The 24,094-nt window shown below is 67.6% G+C and carries 24 protein-coding genes, 1 tRNA gene and 1 pseudogene; 13 read left to right on the top strand and 13 right to left on the bottom strand.

Annotated features, from left to right (window positions below; all coding sequences use genetic code 11):
- The first annotated feature begins 11 nt into the window (after nucleotides 1-11).
- Nucleotides 12-596, top strand: a complete 585-nt coding sequence (locus ACRWNM_RS02715; protein ID WP_431963076.1) for a DinB family protein — start codon at nucleotides 12-14, stop codon at nucleotides 594-596.
- Between the two features lie 146 nt (nucleotides 597-742).
- Nucleotides 743-1,873, top strand: a complete 1,131-nt coding sequence (locus ACRWNM_RS02720; protein ID WP_431963078.1) for an NDMA-dependent alcohol dehydrogenase — start codon at nucleotides 743-745, stop codon at nucleotides 1,871-1,873.
- A 1-nt stretch (nucleotide 1,874) separates the two neighbouring features.
- On the opposite strand, the gene ACRWNM_RS02725 is transcribed toward ACRWNM_RS02720, so the two are convergent.
- Together ACRWNM_RS02725 and ACRWNM_RS02730 are read right to left on the bottom strand one after the other, a co-directional pair.
- Nucleotides 1,875-2,228 (bottom strand): iron chaperone, encoded by a 354-nt coding sequence (locus tag ACRWNM_RS02725; RefSeq protein ID WP_431963080.1) that lies wholly within the window; start codon nucleotides 2,226-2,228, stop codon nucleotides 1,875-1,877.
- Between the two features lie 95 nt (nucleotides 2,229-2,323).
- Nucleotides 2,324-3,514, bottom strand: coding sequence for a serine hydrolase domain-containing protein (locus ACRWNM_RS02730; RefSeq protein WP_431963082.1), 1,191 nt, complete (start codon nucleotides 3,512-3,514; stop codon nucleotides 2,324-2,326).
- 188 nt (nucleotides 3,515-3,702) lie between these two features.
- Between ACRWNM_RS02730 and ACRWNM_RS02735 the strand changes: the two genes are divergently transcribed.
- A complete protein-coding gene (locus ACRWNM_RS02735) occupies nucleotides 3,703-4,533 on the top strand; it encodes a serine hydrolase domain-containing protein (protein ID WP_431963084.1) in 831 nt (276 codons plus the stop codon).
- Nucleotides 4,534-4,625: 92 nt separating this feature from the next.
- Nucleotides 4,626-5,162 (top strand): DUF3145 domain-containing protein, encoded by a 537-nt coding sequence (locus ACRWNM_RS02740; RefSeq protein ID WP_431963086.1) that lies wholly within the window; start codon nucleotides 4,626-4,628, stop codon nucleotides 5,160-5,162.
- 190 nt (nucleotides 5,163-5,352) lie between these two features.
- On the opposite strand, the gene ACRWNM_RS02745 is transcribed toward ACRWNM_RS02740, so the two are convergent.
- From ACRWNM_RS02745 to ACRWNM_RS02760, 4 genes are all read right to left on the bottom strand, one after another.
- A complete protein-coding gene (locus ACRWNM_RS02745; protein WP_431963088.1) occupies nucleotides 5,353-6,105 on the bottom strand; it encodes a TIGR02206 family membrane protein in 753 nt (250 codons plus the stop codon).
- Nucleotides 6,106-6,548: 443 nt separating this feature from the next.
- Nucleotides 6,549-7,418 carry a metal ABC transporter permease gene (locus tag ACRWNM_RS02750; RefSeq protein ID WP_431963090.1) on the bottom strand — a complete coding sequence of 290 codons (870 nt, stop codon included), beginning with the start codon at nucleotides 7,416-7,418 and terminating at the stop codon, nucleotides 6,549-6,551.
- A gap of 1 nt (nucleotide 7,419) precedes the next feature.
- Nucleotides 7,420-8,169 (bottom strand): metal ABC transporter ATP-binding protein, encoded by a 750-nt coding sequence (locus ACRWNM_RS02755; RefSeq protein ID WP_431963092.1) that lies wholly within the window; start codon nucleotides 8,167-8,169, stop codon nucleotides 7,420-7,422.
- Nucleotides 8,166-9,086, bottom strand: coding sequence for a metal ABC transporter substrate-binding protein (locus tag ACRWNM_RS02760; protein WP_431963579.1), 921 nt, complete (start codon nucleotides 9,084-9,086; stop codon nucleotides 8,166-8,168). The genes ACRWNM_RS02755 and ACRWNM_RS02760 overlap by 4 nt, the downstream gene beginning before the upstream one ends.
- 678 nt (nucleotides 9,087-9,764) lie before the next feature.
- Here ACRWNM_RS02760 and ACRWNM_RS02765 point away from each other — a divergent pair.
- Complete coding sequence (locus ACRWNM_RS02765) at nucleotides 9,765-10,172, top strand: VOC family protein (protein WP_431963094.1); 408 nt, start codon at nucleotides 9,765-9,767, stop codon at nucleotides 10,170-10,172.
- Between the two features lie 173 nt (nucleotides 10,173-10,345).
- On the opposite strand, the gene ACRWNM_RS02770 is transcribed toward ACRWNM_RS02765, so the two are convergent.
- The 7 genes and pseudogenes from ACRWNM_RS02770 to ACRWNM_RS02800 form a co-directional block, all read right to left on the bottom strand.
- Entirely contained in the window at nucleotides 10,346-10,732 is a 387-nt protein-coding gene (locus tag ACRWNM_RS02770; RefSeq protein WP_431963096.1) for a hypothetical protein, read from the bottom strand.
- A 494-nt stretch (nucleotides 10,733-11,226) separates the two neighbouring features.
- Nucleotides 11,227-11,625, bottom strand: a complete 399-nt coding sequence (locus tag ACRWNM_RS02775) for a GNAT family N-acetyltransferase (protein WP_431963098.1) — start codon at nucleotides 11,623-11,625, stop codon at nucleotides 11,227-11,229.
- Between the two features lie 55 nt (nucleotides 11,626-11,680).
- Nucleotides 11,681-12,388: pseudogene (locus tag ACRWNM_RS02780) on the bottom strand (transposase); the annotation flags it as partial.
- A gap of 307 nt (nucleotides 12,389-12,695) precedes the next feature.
- Nucleotides 12,696-12,767: transfer RNA gene (locus ACRWNM_RS02785), tRNA-Val, on the bottom strand.
- 30 nt (nucleotides 12,768-12,797) lie between these two features.
- Nucleotides 12,798-13,262: a peroxiredoxin gene (locus tag ACRWNM_RS02790; RefSeq protein ID WP_431963100.1), complete on the bottom strand. Its 465-nt coding sequence runs from the start codon at nucleotides 13,260-13,262 to the stop codon at nucleotides 12,798-12,800.
- Between the two features lie 73 nt (nucleotides 13,263-13,335).
- Entirely contained in the window at nucleotides 13,336-13,758 is a 423-nt protein-coding gene (locus ACRWNM_RS02795; protein WP_431963581.1) for a DUF3052 domain-containing protein, read from the bottom strand.
- 116 nt (nucleotides 13,759-13,874) lie between these two features.
- Nucleotides 13,875-14,432 (bottom strand): hypothetical protein, encoded by a 558-nt coding sequence (locus ACRWNM_RS02800; protein ID WP_431963102.1) that lies wholly within the window; start codon nucleotides 14,430-14,432, stop codon nucleotides 13,875-13,877.
- Between the two features lie 399 nt (nucleotides 14,433-14,831).
- Here ACRWNM_RS02800 and aceE point away from each other — a divergent pair, with 399 nt between their 5' ends.
- The 8 genes from aceE (at nucleotide 14,832) to ACRWNM_RS02840 (ending at nucleotide 24,076) form a co-directional block, all read left to right on the top strand.
- Entirely contained in the window at nucleotides 14,832-17,630 is a 2,799-nt protein-coding gene (aceE, locus tag ACRWNM_RS02805; RefSeq protein ID WP_431963584.1) for a pyruvate dehydrogenase (acetyl-transferring), homodimeric type, read from the top strand.
- Nucleotides 17,631-17,701: 71 nt separating this feature from the next.
- A complete protein-coding gene (locus ACRWNM_RS02810) occupies nucleotides 17,702-18,976 on the top strand; it encodes a PucR family transcriptional regulator (RefSeq protein ID WP_431963586.1) in 1,275 nt (424 codons plus the stop codon).
- Nucleotides 18,977-19,104: 128 nt separating this feature from the next.
- Nucleotides 19,105-20,019, top strand: a complete 915-nt coding sequence (locus tag ACRWNM_RS02815; protein ID WP_431963104.1) for an ACP S-malonyltransferase — start codon at nucleotides 19,105-19,107, stop codon at nucleotides 20,017-20,019.
- Nucleotides 20,020-20,145: 126 nt separating this feature from the next.
- Nucleotides 20,146-20,445 (top strand): meromycolate extension acyl carrier protein AcpM, encoded by a 300-nt coding sequence (gene acpM / locus ACRWNM_RS02820; protein WP_014982996.1) that lies wholly within the window; start codon nucleotides 20,146-20,148, stop codon nucleotides 20,443-20,445.
- A gap of 10 nt (nucleotides 20,446-20,455) precedes the next feature.
- Complete coding sequence (locus ACRWNM_RS02825) at nucleotides 20,456-21,706, top strand: KasA/KasB family beta-ketoacyl-ACP synthase (RefSeq protein ID WP_357454036.1); 1,251 nt, start codon at nucleotides 20,456-20,458, stop codon at nucleotides 21,704-21,706.
- Between the two features lie 122 nt (nucleotides 21,707-21,828).
- Complete coding sequence (locus ACRWNM_RS02830; protein WP_431963108.1) at nucleotides 21,829-23,262, top strand: acyl-CoA carboxylase subunit beta; 1,434 nt, start codon at nucleotides 21,829-21,831, stop codon at nucleotides 23,260-23,262.
- 71 nt (nucleotides 23,263-23,333) lie between these two features.
- Complete coding sequence (locus tag ACRWNM_RS02835) at nucleotides 23,334-23,564, top strand: hypothetical protein (protein WP_431963110.1); 231 nt, start codon at nucleotides 23,334-23,336, stop codon at nucleotides 23,562-23,564.
- 44 nt (nucleotides 23,565-23,608) lie between these two features.
- Nucleotides 23,609-24,076, top strand: a complete 468-nt coding sequence (locus ACRWNM_RS02840; RefSeq protein ID WP_431963112.1) for a winged helix-turn-helix transcriptional regulator — start codon at nucleotides 23,609-23,611, stop codon at nucleotides 24,074-24,076.
- Nucleotides 24,077-24,094 lie beyond the last annotated feature (18 nt).

The raw sequence follows: 24,094 nt of genomic DNA on the forward strand, positions 1-24,094 counted from the left end.
ATTTTCGACGCATGCCGATCGTTCCCGACGTGAAGAACTGGACCTGGGTGCTGGAGCGCGCCTGCCCCGAATGCGGATTCGACGCCACCGCCACCCCGTACGAGCAGGTGCCCGGGCTGGCCCGGGCGAGCGCCGACCGGTTGCGCGCGGTGCTCGAACGTCCCGATGCGCGGCGTCGCCCGGACGAGTCGACCTGGTCGCCGCTGGAGTACGCGGCCCACGTGCGCGACGTGTGCCGGATCTTCGCCTATCGCGCCGCGGTGGCCGCGCGCACCGCCGCGGTGGATCCGCGGGTGCCCGCCTTCGACGCGTGCGGACGCACCCCGGAGGAGACGCCGGACGGGCTGCCGGTCTTCTCGAACTGGGATCAGGACGCGACCGCGATCGCCGACGGCTACGACACCCAGGACCCCGGCGCGGTCTCGGGAGAGCTGGCGCTGGCGGCCGAGACGGCGGCGCGGGCATTCGAAGCGGTGCCCGCGGCGGATCGCGGGTTGCGGGTGCGGCGCGGCGACGGGTCGGTCTTCACCGTCGACTCGCTGGCGAAGTACTTCGTGCACGACCTCGTCCACCACGTCTACGACGTGCGTGGCTGAGAACCGGGGCCGAATCTGGAACGCGTTCGGGCATCACGCCATCGCGCACCGATGAATTTTCGGACCGGTACTAGAACGCGTTCCACTTTTCTCGTACTGTGGGTGCAGTCACATTGAAGCACTGTGCACGCGAGAGGTCGACAGGAATGAAGACGAAGGGCGCGATCCTGTGGGGGATCGACGAGCCGTGGTCGGTGGAAGAGATCGAGGTCGGCGATCCGGTCGCCGGCGAAGTGCAGATCCGGATGGAAACAGCCGGTATGTGCCACTCGGATCACCACATCGTCACAGGTGCGACACCGATGCCCGCGTTCCCCGTGATGGGCGGCCACGAGGGCGCGGGCGTGATCACCAAGCTCGGGCCGAACGTGCCGGGCGACCTCCAGGTCGGTGACCACGTCATCCTGTCGTTCATCCCCGCGTGCGGCCGCTGTCCGGCCTGCGTCTCGGGCAACATGGCGCTGTGCGATCTCGGCGCGGGTCTGCTGCTCGGCCAGGCGATCAGCGACGGCACCTATCGCATCCAGGCGCGCGGCCAGAACGTCATCCCGATGTGCCTGCTCGGCACCTTCGCGCCGTACATGACGGTGCACCACACCTCGGTGGTGAAGATCGACCCGACCATCCCGTTCGAGGTGGCCTGCCTGGTCGGGTGCGGTGTGCCGACCGGTTTCGGCTCCTCGACGCACGTGGCCAACGTGATGCCCGGCGAGACCGTGGTGATCGCGGGCATCGGCGGCGTCGGCATGAGCGCGTTGCAGGGCGCGGTGCTCTCCGGCGCGTCCAAGGTCGTCGCCATCGACCCCAACCCGTGGAAGCGGGAGCAGGCGCAGAAGTTCGGGGCCACCCACACCTACGCCAGCATGGCCGAGGCCATCATGCCGCTGATGGACGCCACCGAGGGACGGATGGCCGAGAAGGTCATCCTCACCATGGGCGAGATGCACGGCGACTACATCGAAGAGGGCCTGATCCTCACCGCCAAGGCGGGCACCCTGGTGGTCACCTCCATGGGCCGCATGGACGCGGGCGAGGTCAAGATGAACAGCTTCCTGCTGTCCATGCTGCAGAAGACGGTGAAGGGCTGCATCTTCGGCGGCGGCAACGCCCGCCAGGACGCGCCGCGCCTGCTGTCGCTGTACAAGTCCGGCCAGCTCAACCTGGACGACATGGTGACCCGCAGCTACAAGCTGGAGGAGATCAACCAGGGCTACCAGGACATGTTGGACGGCAAGAACATTCGCGGCATCATCCGCTACACCGAAGCCGACTGGTAGATCAGCCGCCGACCCGCTCGGCGAGCCGGACCGCGACCTGGGTGACCAGATCGTGCGGGATCGGCGCGTCGAGCGGGAACCGCAACGTCCCCTTGCCCGCGCGGTAGGGCTCGATCGCGAGCTCGAAAGCCATGTCGCCCTCCGGGATCGGGTAGAGGCTGACGTGCTCCTTCCATCCCGCGAAGTGCACGATATTGCGGCCGTGCAGCTTGAAGGTCGGGATGTCGTAGCTGATCGACTCGACGGCGCCGGGCAGGGCGGTGTGGATCGTCTCGCGCAACTCGGTCAGTACCGCGCGCACGTCCTCGGGGAAGCCCGAGATGTACGCGTCGATGGTCGCGGGATGCCCTGCCACGAGGTCCTCCGATCGGTGATCGATGGATGAGTCCGGCGATGCCTCGCCAGTGTACGCAGCGGGGGTGGCACGGGCGGGTACCCGCGCCCGGCGGTTCAGGCTTTGCAGCGCAACAGGGCTGCGCGCAGGTTGCGGCTGCGCACGTCGTCGAGGACGGCCATGCCGAGGCGATTCATGGTGTAGCCGAAACCGAGACCGGTGCTCGGATCGGCGAAGCCGAAGGAGCCGCCGAGGCCGGTGGTGCCGTAGGCGCGTTTGTCGGAGCCGAACCGGAACGAACCGCGGGACTTGCGGAAGCCCAAGTGGTAGCGACTCTTGGTGTGCAGCACCAGATCCTCGGCGGGCACGTCGTCGGCGGTGTCGGCCGCGGCGAGCAGGCCGAGCAGGTCGTCGGCGATGGGCAGCGCGCCGGTGCGCGCCGCGGCGGCGCCGTAGACCTTGGCCAGCGAGCGGGCATTGCCCACGCCGCCGTGACCGGGCAACTCCACGCCGAGGAACTCGCGGCGAGTCGCGCGCGCGGGCGCTCCGCAGCGCGGATTGGTCAGCGCCGCATAGGAATGCCCGCGTTCCAGGAAGATCTCGGCGCCGATGCGCAGCGGCATGTCGCGCTCGTAGCGCAGGATGTCCAGGCCCTTGGTGGCCGAGAGCACGGCGACGCGCTCGATCGGCTCGTCGGCGGGCAGGCCGATGAAGAAGTCCGCGCCCAACGGCTTCGCGATGTCCTCGGCGAAGACGCGCCCGAGCGTCCGGCCCTCGGGATCGACGCGGCGTACCAGCTCGCCCTGGTAGAGCCCGAGGGTGATCGCGTGATAGCCGTGCCGGGTGCCGGGCTGCCACGCGGGTTTCTGGGCGGCGAGGATTTCGGCGAGGCCGTCCAGATCGGCGATCTGTGACAGCTTCACGATGGTGTCGAGACCGGACAGTCCGGCCTGGTGATCGATGAGCTGGCGCACCGTGATCGCACTCTTGCCGTGCGCGGCGAACTCCGGCCAGTAGTCGGCGACCGGTTTCTCGTAGTCCAGCACGCCCCTCGATACGGCGGCGGCGACCACGAACGCCGCCATGCCCTTCGTCGAGGAGAAGACCGGCACGATCGTGTCCCGCTCCCACGGCTGCGTGCGACGCCGGTCGCGGTGTCCGGCCCACAGGTCGACCACGGGCTGGTCACCCGCGAAAACGGCTACGGCCGCTCCGATTTCGCCGTGCCGGGAAAAATTGCGACGGAACGCGTCGGCGACCGGGCCGAAGCCGGGGGCCACGTCGCCGTGGATCGTGGGTGCACTCATGCCTGTGCCTCGCTGACGCTCGGCTGCGGCATGCGCGCGGCACGCTGGCACATGATTCGCTCACTACGTTCACTCATGGTGAGTCGATGGTACCGGCGGTACCGAGATCTTCCCCGGGGATGCCGCGCACCGGATCGATTTCCGGTCGCGGTGCTACGGCGCAGGCGCGGTCTCGTTAGGCTCGTTTCGTGCGTGCACTCGAGCAGATCAAGGACTGGCCGGTTCGACACGCGGCCGCAGGTGTGGTCACCGGCGCGGGCGCGGTCTCGCAGGGCGACGCCGAGCGCGTCTTCCCGCTCGCCTCGGTGACCAAGCCGCTGGTCGCCTACGGTGTGCTCGTCGCGGTGGAAGAGGGCGCGATCGAGCTCGACCAACCCGTGGGTCCGCCAGGAGCGACCGTCCGCCATCTGCTCGCGCACACCTCCGGCCTCGCCTTCGACACCACCGACGTGCTCGCCGAACCCGGCGCCCGCCGCATCTACTCGAGTTCCGGTTTCGAGGTGCTCGCCGAATTCGTCACCGAGCAAACCGGTATCGCGTTCGACGAATACCTGCGGGACGCGGTGTTCGAGCCGCTCGGCATGAAATCCTCGGTGCTGTCCGGATCCGCCGGGCACGCCTGCCGGTCCACCGTCGCGGACCTGCTGCTGTTCGCCGCCGAACTGCTGGACCCTCGGCTGATCTCCGGGCAGACCCACGCCGAGGCGAGCACCGTGCAATTCCCCGGCGTGAACGGCATCCTGCCCGGCTACGGCTCGAAGCGGCCCAACGACTGGGGACTCGGATTCGAAATCCGCGATGGGAAATCCCCGCACTGGACCGGCGGCGCGAACTCCCCGCGCACCTACGGCCATTTCGGCCAGTCGGGCACCTTCCTGTGGGTCGATCCGGAAATTCGGGTGGCGTGTATCGCGTTGGCGGACGAGAATTTCGGCGACTGGGCACGGGAGGTGTGGCCGGTCCTGAGTGACGCCGTGATCGCCGAAACGAGACTCGCGGGCAACACACGCGCGAAGTAACATACGTAACTTCGGGCACTCCAGTACACTCAGGCAACGCCAGCTGGACGGGTCGTTGGGGAAGACGTCCCTCGTCTGAGCTGGAGGTAGTGGTGCGCGCATCGAGTCAGTTCGCGGACGCGACGGCGGGTGTGGTGTGGATCCACTCGTCGCCCGCCGCGCTGTGCCCGCACGTCGAGTGGGCACTCACCTCGGCCCTCGGTTCCCCCGCGAAACTGCGGTGGACCACCCAACCCGCCGACGGTCAACTGCGCGCCACCAGCGACTGGATCGGGCCCGTCGGCACCGCCGCCCGAATCGCCCAGTCGTTGCGCTCCTGGCCGGTGCTTCGATTCGAGGTCACCGAGGACCCGAGCGACGGGGTGGACGGGGAGCGCTACAGCTTCGTGCCCGGTCTGGGGTTGTGGCACGGGTCCACCAGTGCGAGCGGTGATGTCACGCTGGGTGAGATGCGGCTGCGAGCGATGCTTCAGGCAGCGCGAGAATTGGGGAAGTACTCGGCGTACGACCTGGCCTCGGAGATCGACCGCGCGCTGGGGACGGCGTGGGACGAGGATCTGGAGGTGTTCCGCTCCGGAGAGTGCGGTGCTGGTGCGGAAGTGACGTGGTTGCGGCGGGACGTGGGGTAGGGCTTCGGCTGTCGCTGCGGACCGGTCGGGTTCTGCGCCGCGGTTGGGTGGTCGGGGCGAGAAGCCCTGTGCCGCAGCGTTTCTTCTGATCTGCTCGGTTTCTTGGGTTTCGTTCGGGTGGGCGTTGTGGGCGCGTTGGGTGACGCGGTTCCGGGGGTAGGCCTGCGTTTCATGCGCAGTTGTCTGCAAATCAGCCGTGTTCGGCCCTCGGCGAGCTCGTCGCCTGGTTCGCAGCAGGCAGCCTCGGCGTCGACGCGGAGCGGACCCACGGCCAGGTCATCAAGGCCCACACGACGAGCAACACGACAGCCACGGTCCCCAGGTACCAGGGCCATGGCCCGAGCACGTCGAGCAGCGACAATGTCGAGGGCTTTCGGTTGACGAAACCGTAGTTGGTGTCGGCGAGGGAGTTGAAGACGAAGGTGATCGCGACCCACACCACGGTGACCGCCACGGCGAACCAGTAGCTGCGCCAGTTCGGGTGCATACCGATGCCCCAGGTCAAGTAGATCGCGGCCCAGACCACGGCCAGGTGGATCGCCCAGAAGGCCAGGAACACCTTGTTCGGGAAGTCGGGGCTCTCCAGCGCCGGTGAAATGAGCGCCTGTGTGCTCAGAGTGAGGCACCAGTAGTAGGTGAGCGCGTATGCCCAGCGCTGGTGTGTCAACAGCGCGTAGCCGGCGACGATGGTCGCGAGATCGGTCAGGCGCAGCGGCACTGAGCGTCCGAGGGCCGGAGGGAACAAGGTGGTGATGTAGATGGTCAGGTATATCCCCAGCGTCACCGCGCCGAACGTCCGGCTGAAACGGCGTGCGGCGAAGTCGTTTCGATGCCTTCGTCCGATCACGACGACCAGCACCGCGCCCACCGCGAACAGAGCCAGCACAATCCAGTGCGACAGCCCGTATGCGGAGAACTCCCGCTGCGCCGTGGGTGCGTCCACCTATTTAGTTTAGTGGCGGCGAGCCGTGGATTTCGTGGATGCAGCACGGGGCGAGTCCCCGACCAGCGCCTCGATGCCGCTGCGTTCAGTAGGTCCGGGCCGGGACCCGGTGCCGATCGCGACGTTCGCCAGGATGCGCGCGGTGAGCACGCGCGTCGCGTCCATTGGACAGAGACCGCGACGGCTGCGTCTTCGGCGGGCAGTTAGTCCGGCGTGTGCCACATCGTCGTCGACGAGGCACCGCGGCCGCCGTCTGGCGTCATGTTCGCCGAGGAGGGCGAGTGCGATCCCGGCGCGCGAACTCCGTGTACATCGAGCATCCGCTGCCGACCGGACAGGCGATCAGCCGTGTTGTGGGGAGGTTATCCTCGACCTCCCCGCCGCGGCGGTCGCTCCCTTCGACGGAGTCGTCGAAGAGTACGGGTCGGCGGGGTCCCCGAGGCTCAGGCCGCGACCGCGGTGCGGCGGCGAGCGGCGGTGATGCGGCGGCCGATGACGCCCTGACGTGGAGCGAACAGGTATACGAGCGTGAAGGCGACGCCTTGGACCACAACCACCATGCCGCCCGGCGCGGTGTCGAGGTGGTAGCTGATGTACAGGCCGATCACCGAGCAGAGCGCGGATACCGACGGAGCGATCAGCAGCATGCGGCCGAAGCGATCGGTGAGCAGGTAAGCCGTGGCTCCGGGGATGATCAGCATGGCCACCACCAGGATGACCCCGACCGCTTGGAGCGCGAGGACCGCGGTCAAGGCGAGCAGCGCGAGGAGCGCGGTGCCGAGCAGGCGAGGACGCAGGCCGATGGCGTGGGCGTGGGTGGCGTCGAAGGCATAGAGGGTGAAGTCGCGTCGCTTCAGGACCAGGGCCGCGAGGACGATGACGGCGAGTATGGCGATCTGGACGAGTTCGTCACTGCTCACGCCGAGCAGGTTGCCGAAGATGATGTGGTTCAAGTCGGTTTGGCTCGGCGTCACCGAGACCAGGACCAGGCCGAAGGCGAACAGGGTGGTGAAGACGATGCCGATCGCCGCGTCTTCCTTGACCCGGCTGGTATTGCGCACGACGCCGATGAGCCCGACGGCGAGGAAGCCGAACACGACCGCGCCCACCGCGAACGGCGCACCGACGATATAGGCGAGGACTACACCGGGCAGCACCGCATGCGATACCGCATCGCCCATCAGGGACCAGCCGATCAGCACCAGCCAGCACGACAGCGTCGCGCACACCACGGCGGTGACCAGGGTGGTGGCCAGCGCCCGCACCATGAACTCGTAGCGCAGCGGATCGACGAAGAACTCGACGAGGGACATCTCAACCCGCCTTCGGAAGTGAATCGCGTTCCAGCACATCGAGTCCGAAGGCCAGGGCCAGCTTCTCCGGGCGCAGGATCTCGTGGGTGTCGCCGTGCGCGAGCACCTTTCGCATGAGCAGCACCGATTCGTCGGCGAGGTCGGGTAGCGCGTGCAGGTCGTGGGTGGAGACCAGGATGGTGGCGCCGTCGGCGGCGAGTTCACGCAGCAGTGTGGTGATGGTGGCTTCGGAGCGCTTGTCCACGCCGGCGAACGGCTCATCGAGCAGCAGAATCGTTGCACCCTGGGCGATTCCGCGCGCCACGAAGGCGCGTTTGCGCTGTCCGCCGGACAGTTGGCCGATCTGCCGATCGGCCAGGTCGGTCAGTTCCACTCGCTCCAGGGCGTGTGCCACGGCCTCTCGGTCCGCGCGACGGGGGCGGCGGGTGAAACCCATGTGGCCGTAGCGCCCGGTCATCACCACATCGCGCACCGAGAGCGGGAAGCTCCAGTCGACGGCCTCGCTCTGCGGCACATAGCCGAGCGTTCCGGCGCGCCGTGCGCCGGCGGGATCGGTCCCGCCGATATGGACCGTGCCCCGATCGGGTCGCACCAGACCCATGATCGTCTTGAACAGCGTCGACTTGCCGGAACCGTTCATGCCGACCAGGCCGCACACGCGTCCCGATTGCAAGGTCAGATCGACGCCGTCGAGCGCAAGCACCTCGCCGTAGTGGACTGTGACATCACGGATTTCGATGCTGGGTGTCATGGCCGGGCTCCCGTCAGCGCCGCACTGATGGTCTTGGCGTCGTGCCGGACGAGATCCAGGTAGGTGGGCACCGGGCCGTCCGCCTCCGACAGCGAGTCCACGTAGAGCACACCGCCGAATCGGGCACCGGTCGCCTCGACCACGCGCTGCATGGGCGCATCCGACACCGTCGACTCGCAGAACACGGCGGGCACCCGGTTCGCGCGGACGAAATCGATGGCCGAGGTGATCTGCTGCGGAGTGGCCTGCTGTTCGGCATTGACAGCCCAGATGTACTTCTCGGTGAGCCCTGCGTCGCGAGCCAGGTAGGAGAACGCGCCCTCGCAGGTCACCAGCGCGCGCTCGTTGGGCGGCAGCGTGGCCAGGGTGGTTACCAGTTCGTCGTGGATCTTCTGGAGTTCGGCCTGGTAGGCCGCTCCTGCGGCGTGAAAGTCGGCGGAATGCTCAGGATCGAGTTCGCTGAAGGCGCGAATCATGTTGTCCACGTAGGTCTTCACGTTCAACGGCGACATCCACGCGTGCGGGTTCGGCTTCCCCTGGTACGCGTCCTCGGTGATCGACATCGGCGCCACACCCTCGCTGACGACCACATGCTTCACGTCGACATCCTCGACGAACTGCGCGAACCACGCCTCGAGGTTCATGCCGTTGTCGAGGATGAGATCGGCGGTCGAGGCCCTGCGCACATCGCCCGGAGTCGGCTCGTAGCCGTGGATCTCCGCGCCCACCTTCGTAATCGATTCGACGGTGAGATGCTCACCCGCGACCTGCCGAGCGATATCGGCGAGCACGGTGAACGTGGTCAGCACGACCGGCTTCTCGTTCTGGTTCGCGGATTCACCACAGGCGGCGAGCGCGGCGGTCAGTGCGACGGTGCCGAGCAACGCGGCGAACACGCGAGCGGGAGTGCGGAACAACGGGTGGAGCCAAACCTTCACGAGGCGAATGATAAATTTCGGGTTACCTAAATTTCAAGTTCAAGGGGTCCAAACTGACCTTGTGATTGATGCCACATCGTGCTAGGGCAACGACTTCACACAGCGGATCGGACCCCGCCGCGCCGGTTGGGTTCGCGACGGCGGTACGTCACCAGGGCGAACTCCCGGGATCGTCCAGTACAGTCCGGCACGGTATGGACCGACCATCCGATCGTCGGACGGTGGGCAAGGCTGAGGCCACTTTCTCCGCCCGAGGCGGAACAATCGTTGCGCTGGCGTCCTCGGTGCTGAGTGCGGTGGCGACTCTGCGCGCGGCTTCGTGGAGCGGGGTGCCGAGCACATCGGTCGCACCGCGTCGGAGTCCTTCGCCCTCGATGTCCGCCGCCGACCGGACCCGCCGTCCAGGACCGGCGAGGGAGTCGGCGTACACGGATTCGGGGCGGGTGCTCGATGCCGGGGCTAACCGACGGCGTCGTTGGCGTAGATGTCGCGATTGAGGCCGGGGGGTCTCCGCCGAATCCGTGACGAGGAGAACGCCGACGGACTTGCGCCACAACCATGTCGAGGTCGATCGCGTCCGGCTGCGCTATGTCGAAGCCTGCGGCATCACGCCGCGAAAGACCTGCGGTGTGCGAGGCCGAGCCCTACGCTCGGCCAGTGCACCTGGAACTGATCACGATCATCGTTGCGGAGTACGACCCAGCCATCGAATTCTTCGTGGAGACTCTGGGTTTCGATCTGATCGAGGACTCCCCATCCTTGACCGACGACGGGCGTCCCAAGCGATGGGTCGTCGTTCGCCCGCCCGCCGCCTCCACCGGAATCCTGCTGGCACGCGCCGATGGTGACAGGCAGCGTGCTGCGGTCGGAGACCAGGTCGCAGGTCGGGTCGGGTTCTTCCTGCGGGTCGAGGATTTCGATGCCGCATACCACCGAATGACCTCTGCTGGTGTGGAATTCGTGATCGGCCCGCGCACGGAGCCGTACGGTCGAGTCGCGGTCTTTCTCGACATCTCCGGCAACCGCTGGGACCTCCTCGGCCCTACGGAAACATCTACAGCCTGAGCGCGAATCGAGTAGCCGCGGGCATGGGGGCGAGGATGCCGTCGAAGGTTTGGGGTACACCAGTGCTGAAACCCGCCGGGCGGAGTGTGGGGCTTCGCCTGGTGACCGGATGTCGTGGGTCAGTAGCAGGTTTCGGGCAAGACCGTTGTCCGAGCGCGGTGGGCTTCGTCGAGTTATTCGCGGACTCGAGCGTTCATTGTGGGATGCGCGTCCCCGCTGTCCGCGCCCAGGCCCGCGAGCAGGCGCAGCCCGTCCTCGGTGGGGCTGCCGGGGGCCGCGGACAGCACCAGCAGCTCCATGCCTGATTCGTCCGGTAGCGCGAAGTTCTCCTGGTGCAGTTCCAGCAGTCCGACCAGCGGGTGCCGGTACGCCTTGCGTCCGTGCGTGCGGGCGCACACGTCGGCACGAGCCCAGAGGCGGCGGAAGCGCTCGCTGCCCATCGCCAGCTCGCCGATGAGCGAGGCCAAGCGGGGGTCGTCGGGGTATTTGCCCGCGGACAGGCGCAGGTGCCCGACCACGTCGAGGGTGCATTTCTCCCAGTCGAGATCCCCTCGCTGCACCTGAAGGAGGGACTGGAGCCCGCGGGCTGCACGGGGTTCGGGCTGCACGTGCGCGGCTGACCGCCGATCGACAGGACGAGCTGGGCGGGAACCCGAGGAGCAGCCCGAGGGCCGTGGCGGTGGTGAGGGTGAGCGGCACTTCTGGTATGCCTCCGACCGTGTATCGGCGCCGGGTGGAATGGTCCATGAGTAGCGCCGAGATCGATGCGAAGAAGTCCGCAGCCAAAGGCGCAGCGGGACATGTCTTACGGAGCTGTTCGGCACCGAGCCTGAGGCGCAGGTCAGGGAAGCGCGGCATCCGGGATCGACCGGCTCGGGGCCGGGGTTCCGGAGGCGAAGGGTGGCACCAGGTAGGCGGGCTCGAGGTGGAAGAACGCGGCATCGGGATCGGCGGGCCTCCGGTCGGGTCCGGAGAAGGCGGGACCAGGGGTGTCCCTATGGTTTTGGTCAAGCTGGATCGGTCGTGGTCGGTTGCGCCGCTGTGGCGTTCGGTGTCAGTTCAGCCGTAGTAGGCCGGCGTCGGTGGTTCGGAACCCGCAGGTGTCGCGATAGAAGCTGTTGAGGTGTGGTTCGTAGTCGACGTGGAGCCACTCGATACCGAGTTCGCGTAGGTCGCCGATAAGAGCCGCGACCAGGCTGGTTCCGATGCGCTGATGCTGGAAGTCGGGGGCGACCACGGTGTCGAGGAGGAACGCATGCCGACCTCCGCCCCAGACCGCGTGCACGAACCCGACAAGCCGATTGCCGACGAACGCACCGACCCACGATCTGCTGTGCCGTTCCAGGCGCGCCGTCCAAGGGCTCGGCACGTGGTCACCGCCGAAGGCGTCGGTGTGGAGCCGTGAGAGCTCCTCATCGTCGACAGCGAAACGGATGCGGAGATCCGCGATCATGCGGTGTCCTCTCAGCGCAGGTCGTCATGACGAATGAAGTCACGTCATCGTGGCATCACGTCGATGCTGGGACCAGCGGATTTCGGTAGGGCTGTTTGGTTTTGAGCATGGCGTAGAGGACGTCGCAGCGGCGCCGGGCCAGGCAGACGAGGGCGGTGTTGTGGTTCTTGCCCTCGGCGTGCTTCCGGTCGTGGTAGGTGCGGCTTGCCGGGTCGTGCAGGGCGGCGAAGGCGGACAGGAACAGGGCGCGTTCGAGTTTGTGGTTGCCTGATCGAGCTGGTGATTCCCGCGGATGGAGCTGCCGGATCGGTGGGTGACCGGGGCGATCCCGGCGTAGGAGGCGAGGTGGCCTGCCGAAGCGGAGCGCGTCGGCGAGTTTCGGTAGCACGACCTCGGCGGCTTTCGCGCCGGGAACGGTGACGGTCTGTGCGGGCAGGGCGGCCAGGACCTCATCGACCAGGCGTGTGTCCATCCGGGGCGCGTGCTCGGTGGCGATCGTGGTGAGTTTGCGTTTGCCCGCGGCTCGGATCCCTGCTGGACCGCCGCACCGGGACAAGATCTCCAGAACCGCAGGATGTGAGATCAGGGGCCCCAAGACGCGTTCGAGAGCTGGGTGGATGCTGGTCAGCAGGCCACGGATGCGGTTGCTGGTGCGAGTGGCTTGGCCAGCCAGGTCGTCGTCGAAGCCGACCAGGACGCCGAGCTCGGTGAGGGCTTCGTCGCCGGTGTCGAGCCTGGGAACTAAGCGCGGCACCAAGCGGGCACAGCATGGGATTGTCGAGCCACAGGTCGGGGTCCGGAGAAGAGGGTGGCACCAGGTAGGCGGGCTCCGGGCCGAGTCCTGGTGTGGCATTGGGATCGGCGAGTCCTGGGGTGGGCCCGGGGACGAAGCGCGGCACACCAGGTGGGACGGGCCTGGAGGGGAGCGCGCCGTTGGGATCGGCGACCCTGAGGCCGGGGGTCCGGGGGCGAAGCCCGCCGGGTGGGGCGTGAGGGCTTCGCCCCCACAAAACACGACGAAACGAGAGCGGCTCATGCTCTCCATGAGCATGAGCCGCCTGCGAGTGCTGTGGGCGCAGAGGGGATCGAACCCCCGACCGCTGGTGTGTAAAACCAGTGCTCTACCGCTGAGCTATACGCCCGTCCGCCGCCGAGGGATCGGCGGCAACGGTCTATGAATCTAGCGCGGCGAGCGCTTTCTCCCAAGCCGCCTGGTCACGGGGCTCTCCGGGGCCGTTCATCTCGGAGAAGCGGATGTATCCGTCGCGGTCGACGACGAAGGTGCCGCGGTTGGGATAGCCGGACTTCTCATTGAAGACGCCGTAGGCCTGGGCGATGGCGCCGTGCGGCCAGAAATCGGAGAGCAGGGGGAAGGTGTAGCCCTGCTCGGCGGCCCAGATCTTGTGTGTGGGCGGCGGGCCGACGGAGATGGCGAGGATGTCGGCGTTGTCGTTCTGGAACTTGGGCAGCTCGTCGCGCACCTTGCACAGCTCGCCCTGGCAGATGCCGGTGAACGCCAGCGGATAGAACACGATCAGCACGTTCTTCTTGCCCCGGTAATCCGACAGCGTGACGTCCTGGTTGTTCTGGTCCCGCAGCGTGAAATCCGGCGCGAAGGTGCCCACCTCGAGCGGCATACGCGAATCCTCCATCGGTTCGGGTCTCCACCGGGCGGCGGTAACACCGCCCGGCGAAACCATAGCGAAAGGCTCAGCGCTGCTTCGACGGAGCCTTCGGCTGTACCAGTCTGCTGCCGATCCAGGCGCCGAGGCTGATCGCCGAGGTCTGGGTCAGACCTGCGGTCGGCGCTGCCTCCGCGATCTCGCTCGGATCGACATGGCCAGGCAGGCCGGTCTTGGGAGTGAGGACCCAGATGAAACCGTCGTCGGCCAGGGGGCTGATGACCTCCATCAACTCGTCGGCCAGGTCGCCGTCGCCGTCTCGCCACCACAGCAGCACGGCGTCGACGACCTCGTCGGAGTCCTCGTCGACCATCTCACCACCGCTGGCGTCCTCGACATCGGCCCTCAGGTCGTCGTCGGTATCTTCGTCCCAGCCCAGCTCCTGGACAACCAAGCCGTGTGTAATGCCAAGCTTCTGAGCGTAGTTCTGCGCGTCCGCCGCGGCGACCACGGTGGTGTCCTCCTCAACTCCCGACAGTAGATAGTTGCAAGCGAACATGGTTATCGGCTCGAGCGCAAGCCGATCGGCCGAAATGATCATCGAATGTCGCGTCGGACGCCGTGTCGTCAGCGTTTCGGGCACGCGTCGCGGACCGCGTTGCGCGCGTCGTTCACCCGCTTGCTCGCCTCGTTGAGCGCGCCGACGGGCGCGGTGTAGGTCATGGTGCGGGTCTCCGCGGCCAACGCGCGTGCGGCGGCGACGTATTCGTTGAATTTCGCGGCCAGGTCCGGGGGCAGCGGCTCCGCGGCGGTGTTCACGCCGGTTTCGACTTTCGTCGCCGCGTCCTCGAGGGTTTGCGCGGCCGCGTCGCGCTTCGCGGCGTAGTCGGGCGCGTTGGAATCGTGTGCGTCGACGAAGTCGTTGTAGCTCGACACGCCCGCACCGGTGACGGCGGGGAATTGCGCGCAGTTGTCGGTGATCGCCTGGGCTTGCGCCGCCGCCTGCCGGGACGAGGTGGCCGCGGCCGACGATGCCGCCGCCTCGGTCTTGTAAGCGGCCAGCTCCGACGTGTTCGGATAAGCGCTACCCGCCACCTGCTCGGCGCAGCCTGCGACCGTCAATCCGGTCGCGACGGCGGCGGTCGCGCACACCAGTCCGAACCCGCGTGGGTTCAGCAGTTTCATCGTCCTCCCCGCTCTTGTTCGTCCATCGGCGGTCATCGAAAAACACGTGTTCAGGCGGCTGAGCGACGCCCGGTTCCCGGCGCGTGCCGGGGCAACTGGGGAGTAACCAGTTTCCTGCAAACGGTACTGGATTTCCTGCTGACATGATGACCTGGGACGCATCCTCGGCAAGGATGGAGGGTGCGCCCGAACCTTACGTAACGGGTGGTCCGCCCACCAGCGCGCCCGCCCGGGGAAACAGACGCCACAGCATGTCCACCCCCTGTACGAGGAGCACCTTTGACCGACCTGATCGACTCTTCCACTTCAGCGAAATCCGCTGAAAGCACCGCCGCCCCCGCTCCCGCCGCCGGACGCGAATCGAACGGTTCGCAGCCGCAGTCGGGTGGACGTGTGCGGGTGATCCGCGAAGGGGTGGCGTCCTACCTGCCTGACATCGATCCGGAGGAGACGAGCGAATGGCTCGAGTCCTTCGACGAGATGCTCGACCGCGAGGGCCCGGGCCGGGCCCGCTATCTGATGCTGCGCCTGCTGGAGCGGGCCGGTGAGCGCCGGGTCGCCATCCCGTCGCTGACCTCCACCGACTACGTCAACACGATCCCCACCGAGAACGAGCCGTGGTTCCCCGGCGACGAAGAGGTGGAGCGGCGCTACCGGGCCTGGATCCGATGGAACGCGGCCATCATGGTGCACCGCGCGCAGCGGCCCGGCATCGGCGTCGGCGGCCACATCTCGACCTATGCCTCCTCCGCGGCGCTCTACGAGGTGGGCTTCAACCACTTCTTCCGCGGCAAGAACCACACCGGCGGCGGCGACCAGATCTTCATCCAGGGCCACGCCTCGCCCGGCATCTACGCGCGCGCCTTCCTCGAAGGCAGGCTCAGCGCCGACAAGCTCGACGGGTTCCGGCAGGAGTACAGCCACGGCGGCCTCGGCCACGGGCTGCCGTCCTACCCGCACCCGCGGTTGCTGAACAACTTCTGGGAGTTCCCGACGGTGTCCATGGGCCTCGGCCCGATGAACGCCATCTACCAGGCGCGGTTCAACCACTACCTGAACGACCGCGGCATCAAGGACACCTCCGACCAGCACGTCTGGGCGTTCCTCGGCGACGGCGAGATGGACGAGCCGGAGTCGCGCGGTCTCGCGCACGTGGCCGCCATGGAGGGCCTGGACAACCTGACCTTCGTGGTGAACTGCAACCTGCAGCGCCTGGACGGTCCGGTGCGCGGCAACGGCAAGATCATCCAGGAGCTGGAGTCGTTCTTCCGCGGCGCGGGCTGGAACGTCATCAAGGTGATCTGGGGCCGCGAGTGGGACGCGCTGCTCGGCGCCGATCGCGACGGCGCGCTGGTGAACCTGATGAACACCACCCCCGACGGTGATTTCCAGACCTACAAGGCCAACGACGGCGCCTACGTCCGCGACCACTTCTTCGGCCGCGACCCGCGCACCAAGGCGCTGGTGCAGAACATGTCCGATCAGGACATCTGGAATCTCAAGCGCGGCGGGCACGACTACCGCAAGGTGTACGCCGCCTACGCCGCCGCGATGGCGCACAAGGGTCAGCCGACGGTGATCCTGGCCAAGACCATCAAGGGCTACACCCTCGGCAAGCACTTCGAGGGCCGCAACGCCACGCACCAGATGAAGAAGCTGACGTTGCAGGACCTCAAGGACTTCCGCGACCTGCAGCGGATCCCGATCACCGACGCCGAGCTGGAGAAGGATCCGTACCTGCCGCCGTACTACCACCCCGGTATGGAGGCCCGCGAGATCCAGTACATGCTGGACCGGCGCCAGGCGCTCGGCGGCTTCCTGCCCGAGCGGCGCAGCTTGGCAAAGCCGCTGCAACTGCCGGGCGACGAGGCGTACCGCTCGGTGCGCAAGGGCTCGGGCAAGCAGAACGTGGCCACCACGATGGCGCTCGTGCGGTTGATGAAGGAGCTGTTGCGGGACAAGGAGATCGGCAAGCGGATCGTGCCGATCATCCCCGACGAGGCCCGCACCTTCGGTATGGACTCGTGGTTCCCTTCGTTGAAGATCTACAACCGCAACGGCCAGTTGTACACATCGGTCGACGCGGAATTGATGCTTGCCTACAAAGAGAGCGCGATCGGGCAGATCCTGCACGAGGGCATCAACGAGGCCGGTTCGACGGCGTCGTTCACCGCGGCGGGCACCTCCTACGCGACGCACGGCGAGCCGATGATCCCGCTGTACATCTTCTACTCGATGTTCGGCTTCCAGCGCACCGGCGACGGACTGTGGGCGGCCGCGGATCAGCTCGCGCGCGGATTCGTGCTCGGAGCGACCGCCGGGCGAACCACGCTGACGGGCGAGGGTCTGCAGCACAACGACGGACACTCGCTGCTGCTCGCCTCCACCAATCCCGCGGTGGTGACCTACGATCCGGCCTTCGCCTTCGAGATCGCGCACATCGTGCGCGACGGCCTGCGCCGGATGTACGGCGGCGGCGTCACGCCGCCGCATCAGGCCGCGCTGCCGGGCACCGAGCCCATGGAGCGGCCCGACACCGACACCTTCGGCGGCGAGGACATCTTCTACTACATCACCCTCTACAACGAGCCCTACCAGCAGCCGGCCGAGCCGGACGACCTGGACGTGGCTGGTCTGCTCGAGGGTCTCTATCTGTACCGGCGCGGGGGCGAGGGCGACGTGCGCGCCCAGATCCTGGTCTCCGGCGTCACGGTGCCCGACGGCTTGCGCGCGCAGGCGCTGCTCGCCGAGGAGTGGGGTGTGCAGGCGGATGTCTGGTCGGTGACCTCGTGGGGCGAGCTCCGCAAGGAGGCGCTGGCCAAGGAGATCGCGGCGCTGCGCAAGCCGGGCGAGGATCCGGGCGTCCCGTACGTCACCGAGGCGCTGTCGCGGGTCGAAGGCCCGTACGTCGCCGCGACCGACTGGATGCGCGCCGTCCCCGATCAGGTGCGCAAGTGGGTGCCCGGCGACTTCACCACGCTCGGCACGGACGGGTTCGGCTTCTCCGACACCCGGCCCGCCGCGCGACGCGTCTTCAACGTCGACGCGCAGTCGATCGCCGTCGCGGCCCTGGCCGGGCTGGGACGGACCGGCAAGATCGACCCGGCCAAGGCCGTCGAGGCCGCCGCGAAGTATCGGATCGATGATGTGGACGCCGCGCCGAAGGCGGCGGTGGGTTCGGACGAAGATCTCGCATAGCGGAACATTGGATCGTGGAACGTAAACCGCCGCGGCCCCGTCGGATCACCGAAGGCTCCTCCGAGCACGAGGTGTATCTGCCGACCGGCGCGCTCTCACCGAACCGGCAGAATCGCGACCCGCTCCCGGACACACTGCTCAAACGGGTGAAGCAGTTCTCGGGCCGACTGTCCACCGAGGCAGTGGGATCGATGCAGGATCGGTTGCCGTTCTTCGCCGATCTGGACGCCGCGCAGCGCGCGGGCGTCCAGATGCTGGTGCAGACCGCGGTGGTGAACTTCCTGGAGTGGCTGCAGGATCCCGACAGCGACATCCGATTCAGCCTGGACGCCTTCCAGGTGATTCCGCAGGATCTGGCGCGGCGGCTGACGCTGCGCCAGACCGTCGACATGGTCCGCGTGGCCATGGAGTTCTTCGAACAGTGGCTGCCTGCGCTGGCGCGCAACGACCGGCAGCTGGTCGCGCTCACCGAGGCGGTGCTGCGATACGGGCGCGAGCTCGGTTTCGCGGCCGCCTCGGTGTACGCCAGCGCCGCGGAATCGCGCGGCGCGTGGGACACCCGCCTCGAGGCGCTCGTGGTGGACGCGGTGGTGCGCGGCGACACCGGCCCGGACATGCTGTCCAGGGCCGCGACGCTGAACTGGGACGCCACCGCGCCCGCCACCGTCCTCGTCGGCACGCCGCCGGGGGAGCAGGGCGTCTCGTCCGTTGGTTCGGTGCACGCCATCGCGGCGCGGCACGGGCGGGCGGCGCTGGCCGTCGTGCAGGGCACCCGGTTGGTCATGGTGGTGAGCGGGCATCTCGGCGACGCCGGGTACGTCTCGCCGTTCCTGGCCGACCTGCTCGCCGAGGTGTTCTCCGACGGTCCTGTGGTCATCGGCCCGACCACCCGCACCCTCGGCGCGGCGCACGCGAGCGCGGTGGAAGCGCTGGCGGGCATGGAGGCCGTGGTGGGCTGGCGGGGGGCGCCGCGTCCGGTGCACGCGGCCGAGTTGTTACCCGAACGCGCTTTGTTGGGTGATCGAGGTGCGATCAACGCGCTGAACGAGTATCTTGTCCTCCCGTTGGCCGCCGCTGGATCGGCGCTCGCCGACACCCTCGATGCCTATCTGGATTGCGGGGGCGCGGTCGAGACGTGCGCCCGTCAGCTGTACGTCCATCCAAATACTGTTCGCTACCGACTCAAACGGATCGCGGAGATCACCGGCCGTGATCCGATGAATCCGAGGGACGCGTACGTACTCCGTATCGCGGCAACGGTGGGTCGTTTGACACGAACACGTAACGAAACGTCAACACCAGCCCCAGAGGTAACTCCGATCCCGATCGGTCAAGAAGGGCTGTAACGCGGAAGGCGGGTCGGTCGATCGGGGCAACCCACGTGGGATTTTGTGGGACCTCCACAAAACCCGTCCGGAAGCTTCATTCGCGCCGACATCTCGTGCGGCGGGGCTCACAGTGTTTTCTTAGAAGCGTGATCGCGTTGTTCGCCCCTGGACAGGGGTCCCAGACACCTGGCATGCTCGCGCCTTGGCTCGACCTTCCCGGCGCGAATGATCGCCTCGCCCAGTGGTCCAAGGCTTCCGGTCTCGACTTGGTTCGTCTCGGCACCATCGCGACGGCCGAAGAGATCGTCGACACCGCGGTGACCCAGCCGCTGGTGGTCGCCGCCGCGCTGCTGGCCTACTCCGAAATCGACCAGGATTCGCTTCCGGCCGCTACGATCATCGCCGGACATTCGGTCGGCGAGTTCGCCGCCGCCGCGGTCGCGGGCGTGATCAGCCCCGACGAGGCGGTCGGTCTCGCCGCTATCCGCGGCGCGGAGATGGCCAAGGCGTGCGCGCTGGAGCCGACCGGAATGTCCGCGGTACTCGGCGGCGACGAAGCCGCCGTCCTGGCGCGACTCGCGGAACTGGACCTCGTTCCGGCCAACCGCAACGCGGTGGGCCAGATCGTGGCCGCGGGCAAGCTGGACGCCCTCGCGGAGCTCGCCGCGAATCCGCCGGAAAAGGCGCGGGTTCGGGCGCTGCCCGTGGCGGGCGCCTTCCACACCGCGTTCATGGCTCCGGCCCAAGACGCGGTGGCGGAGGCCATCGCCAAGATCACGCCCAACGATCCGACCCGGGTGCTGCTGTCGAACTTCGACGGGCAGCCGGTGGCCTCGGGTCAGGACGCGATCGACAAGCTCGCCGCGCAGGTCACCCGACCCGTGCGCTGGGATCTGTGCACCGAGACCGTCCGGCAGGCCGGCGTCTCGGCGGTGGCGGAGCTGCCACCGGCCGGAACACTGGTCGGCATCGCGAAGCGGGAGCTGAAGGGCACGCCGACACTGGCGCTGAAAACCCCCGAAGACCTCCCCGCGTTGGCCGAACTGACGACCTCCGGCTAGCTTTCTCCGCGACCGTGCATCGAAATAATGCAAGGTCGTGACCGAACCAACGGTAACTACCGGAGTGCTCGGCCCGAAAAACAAAAAGAAGAAGCCCTACAAAGTAATCAAGAAGGGAGCCACCAAGTGGCCGCTCTGACCCAGGAACAAATCGTCGAGGAACTCGGCAAGATCATCGAAGAGGTTACGGGTATCGAGCCCTCCGAAGTGACGATCGAGAAGTCTTTCGTCGATGACCTGGACATCGACTCGCTGTCCATGGTCGAAATCGCTGTGCAGACCGAGGACAAGTACGGTGTGAAGATCCCGGACGAGGATCTGGCCAGCTTGAAGACGGTCGGCGACGCTGTCGCCTACATCCAGAAGCTCGAGGCCGAGAACGCTGACGCGGCCGCGGAGCTCAAGGCCAAGTTCGACGCCGAGTAGGGCCGAAAAAGTGACCACTCCTTCCACCTTGAACGGGAATTTCCCCAACGTCGTCGTAACGAGCCTGGCGGCGACCACGTCGATCGCGGGCGACGTCGATGCGACGTGGAAGGGACTCCTCAACGGCGAGAGCGGCATCGACGTTCTCGAGGATTCCTTCGTCGAGGAATACGACCTGCCGGTCCGCATCGGCGGCCACCTGAAGGTCAACCCCGACACTCTGCTGAGCAGGGTCGAGATCCGTCGCATGGCCTATGTCGAGCGACTCGCGACTGTCCTCGGTCGCGAGGTGTGGAAGAACGCGGGCAGCCCGGAGGTCGACCTCGACCGTCTGGGTGTGGCGATCGGCACCGGTCTCGGTGGCGGCGACGCGCTCATCGACTCGGTCGACAAGCTGAAGAACGGCGGCTATCGCAAGATTTCGCCGCTCGCTGTTCAGATGGTCATGCCGAACGGCCCGTCGGCCTGTGTCGGACTCGAGCTGAAGGCCCGGGCAGGAGTGGTCACTCCGGTCTCGGCGTGCTCGTCCGGATCGGAAGCCATCGCCAACGCGTGGCGGATGATCGTGATGGGTGACGCCGACATGGTCGTCACCGGCGGCGTCGAGGGTTTCATCGACTCGGTGCCGATCGCGGCGTTCTCCATGATGCGCGCGATGAGCACGCGCAACGACGACCCCAAGGGTGCGTCGCGTCCGTTCGACAAGGACCGTGACGGCTTCGTCTTCGGCGAGGCCGGTGCGCTGATGACCCTCGAGACCGAGGAGCACGCCAAGGCGCGCGGTGCCACGATCCACGCCCGTCTGCTCGGCGCAGGCATCACCTCGGACGGCTTCCACCTGGTCGCCCCCGATCCCGAGGGCACCGGCGCCGCCCGCGCGATGACCCGCGCGATGCAGACCGCCGGCCTGTCCAAGCAGGACATCACCCACATCAACGCGCACGCCACCGCGACGCCGATCGGCGACACCGCGGAAGCGAACGCGATCAACAAGGCCGTCGGCAACCACCCGTCGGTGTACGCGCCCAAGTCGGCACTGGGCCACTCGATCGGCGCCGTCGGCGCGCTCGAGTCCGTGCTGACCGTGCTCAGCATCCGGGACGGCATCGTCCCGCCGACGCTGAACCTGGAGAACCAGGATCCCGAGGTCGACCTCGACGTGGTGAAGGGCGAAGCCCGCCGCCAGGAGATCGAGTACGCGATCAACAACTCCTTTGGTTTCGGTGGGCACAATGTCGCGCTCGCCTTCGGTCGCGCATAGCCGCACGACTGACTGCAACAACGATCCCCGGTGGGGTCGGCCAGCAGGACTGGCCGACCTCACCGGCGGTTCGCCATACGCAGCCGCAGTAGCGGCACTCTTTTGATTGAGGAGAAGACGCGATGACAATCGTGGCTCCCGCGTTTCAACCAGAAACCGCGACCGATCCGCGTGACCCGCTGGGCCGGCTCCAGCGTTTCTTCGATCCCGGCACCGTTCTCCCACTACACCCGCGCGACAAGTCCGGTGTCCTCGCCGCCATCGGCGAGGTGGACGGGGTTCGCACCGTGGCTTACTGCTCCGACGCGACCGTCATGGGCGGCGCGATGGGCGTCGAGGGGTGCAAGCACATCGTCGACGCGATCGACACCGCCATCGATTCCGGTGTTCCGGTCGTCGGCCTCTGGCACTCCGGCGGCGCCCGGCTCGCCGAGGGCGTCGAGGCGCTGCACGCGGTCGGCCTGGTCTTCGAGGCCATGGTCCGCGCGTCCGGTCTCGTCCCCCAGATTTCCGTGGTGCTCGGCTTCGCCGCAGGTGGCGCCGCCTACGGCCCCGCCCTTACCGACATCGTGATCATGGCCCCCGAGGGCCGGGTCTTCGTCACCGGCCCCGACGTGGTGCGCAGTGTGACCGGCGAGCAGGTCGACATGGCGACCCTCGGCGGCCCGGAGACCCACGGCAAGAAGTCCGGCGTGTGCCACATCGTCGCCGATGACGAGGCCGACGCCATGCACCGCGCCCGCCGACTGGTGTCGATGTTCGCCGAGCAGGGTGAGTTCGACCTCGGCGCCGCCGCGCACGGTGACGTCGACCTGAAGGCGATGCTGCCGGAATCCGCCAAGCGCGCCTACGACGTCAAGCCGGTCGTGCACGAGCTGCTCGACAACGTCGACGGCGAATCCACCTTCGAGGAGCTGCAGGCCGGATACGCCCGCAGCATGGTGGTGGGTCTCGGCCGCCTCGGCGGACGCACCGTCGGCGTGCTGGCCAACAACCCGCTGCGCCTCGGTGGCTGCCTGAACTCCGAGAGCGCCGAGAAGGCGGCTCGGTTCGTGCGGCTGTGCGACGCGTTCGGCATCCCGCTGATCGTCGTCACCGACGTGCCCGGCTACCTGCCCGGTGTCGGTCAGGAGTGGGAGGGCGTCGTGCGCCGCGGCGCGAAGCTGCTGCACGCCTTCGCCGAGGCCCGCGTGCCGCGGGTCACCCTGGTCACCCGCAAGATCTACGGCGGCGCCTACATCGCCATGAACGCCCGCTCGCTGGGCGCGACCGCGGTGTACGCCTGGCCGGGTTCCGAGGTGGCCGTGATGGGCGCCAAGGCCGCGGTCGGCATCCTGCACAAGAAGGCACTCGCCGCCGCTCCCGAGGAGGAGCGCGAGGCGCTGCACGAGCGGCTCACCGCCGAGCACGAGAAGATCGCGGGCGGCGTCGAGCGCGCCATCGCGATCGGTGTGGTGGACGAGGTCATCGACCCGGCCAAGACGCGCAGTGTCATCGCCGCCGCGCTGGCCGCCGCGCCCGCGCGCAAGAGTCACCACAAGAACATCCCGCTGTGATGTGAGGACTCCGCGTGGGCCCCGGGAATCTTCCCGGGGCCCACGCTTTTTCCATCCGAAGGAGGTTCGCTGTGCCGGAACGCTACGAGGTCGGCAAGGTGCACAGCTGCGAGTTCTGCGGCACCGAGGAGCAGATACTCGGCGCCTGCTCCGACGTGGCGGACGCGCGGTCGCTCGCCGAACAGGACGCGCGCCGGACGCTGGAGTGGCGCCGTGTGCTCGAGGCGGAGCCGTGGCCGTTGCGCGCCGATCCGGAGGACGGGCATTTCGAGTACGTCATCCATCGGCGCGAAGACGTGTGAGAGACCCAGGCCGCGGGGAGAGCGGCGCTGGGTAGCATCGAAGGGTGCGTTACGAGGATCTTGCCGACGAGCCGTGTTCCATCACGCGGCCGCTGGTGGTTCTCGGTGATCGGTGGACGCTGGTCATCCTCAAGTACGCGTTCTCCGGAATTCGCCGGTTCAACGCCTTCCAGAGCGCGCTCGGCATTTCCCGCAGCAGGTTGCAGGACCGGCTGGACCGGTTGATCGAGCACGGCATTCTGGTGAAGCGTCCGGCGGCGGTCGGCGCGCACGAGGAGTATCGGCTCACCCAGAAGGGGCACGACATCTATCCGATCCTGATGGCGATCCGGGATTGGGGCGATGCCTACATGGCGCCGGACGGGCCGCCGGTGCACTACGGTCATCGCGAATGCACCGGCGAGGCGCACGTCCGGCTCGAATGCGACGTCTGCGAAAGCGAGCTCACCGCCCGCGATGTCAGCCCCGAACCGGGGCAGGGGCTGACCGGGGCGGACCGTCAGGTCGGCTGATTACTCCGTGAGAAGTAT

The organism is Nocardia sp. bgisy134 (assembly GCF_965341865.1).
GTDB lineage: Bacteria > Actinomycetota > Actinomycetes > Mycobacteriales > Mycobacteriaceae > Nocardia.

Excerpts from the sequence above, each read along its gene's own strand:
- ACRWNM_RS02730 (WP_431963082.1), bottom strand. The coding sequence starts at position 3,514 with ATGAGTGCACCCACGATCCACGGCGACGTGGCCCCCGGCTTCGGCCCG.
- ACRWNM_RS02715 (WP_431963076.1), top strand. The coding sequence starts at position 12 with ATGCCGATCGTTCCCGACGTGAAGAACTGGACCTGGGTGCTGGAGCGC.
- ACRWNM_RS02830 (WP_431963108.1), top strand. The coding sequence starts at position 21,829 with ATGACAATCGTGGCTCCCGCGTTTCAACCAGAAACCGCGACCGATCCG.
- ACRWNM_RS02720 (WP_431963078.1), top strand. The coding sequence starts at position 743 with ATGAAGACGAAGGGCGCGATCCTGTGGGGGATCGACGAGCCGTGGTCG.
- ACRWNM_RS02775 (WP_431963098.1), bottom strand. The coding sequence starts at position 11,625 with ATGATCGCGGATCTCCGCATCCGTTTCGCTGTCGACGATGAGGAGCTC.
- ACRWNM_RS02755 (WP_431963092.1), bottom strand. The coding sequence starts at position 8,169 with ATGACACCCAGCATCGAAATCCGTGATGTCACAGTCCACTACGGCGAG.
- ACRWNM_RS02800 (WP_431963102.1), bottom strand. The coding sequence starts at position 14,432 with ATGAAACTGCTGAACCCACGCGGGTTCGGACTGGTGTGCGCGACCGCC.
- ACRWNM_RS02790 (WP_431963100.1), bottom strand. The coding sequence starts at position 13,262 with ATGCCGCTCGAGGTGGGCACCTTCGCGCCGGATTTCACGCTGCGGGAC.
- ACRWNM_RS02750 (WP_431963090.1), bottom strand. The coding sequence starts at position 7,418 with ATGTCCCTCGTCGAGTTCTTCGTCGATCCGCTGCGCTACGAGTTCATG.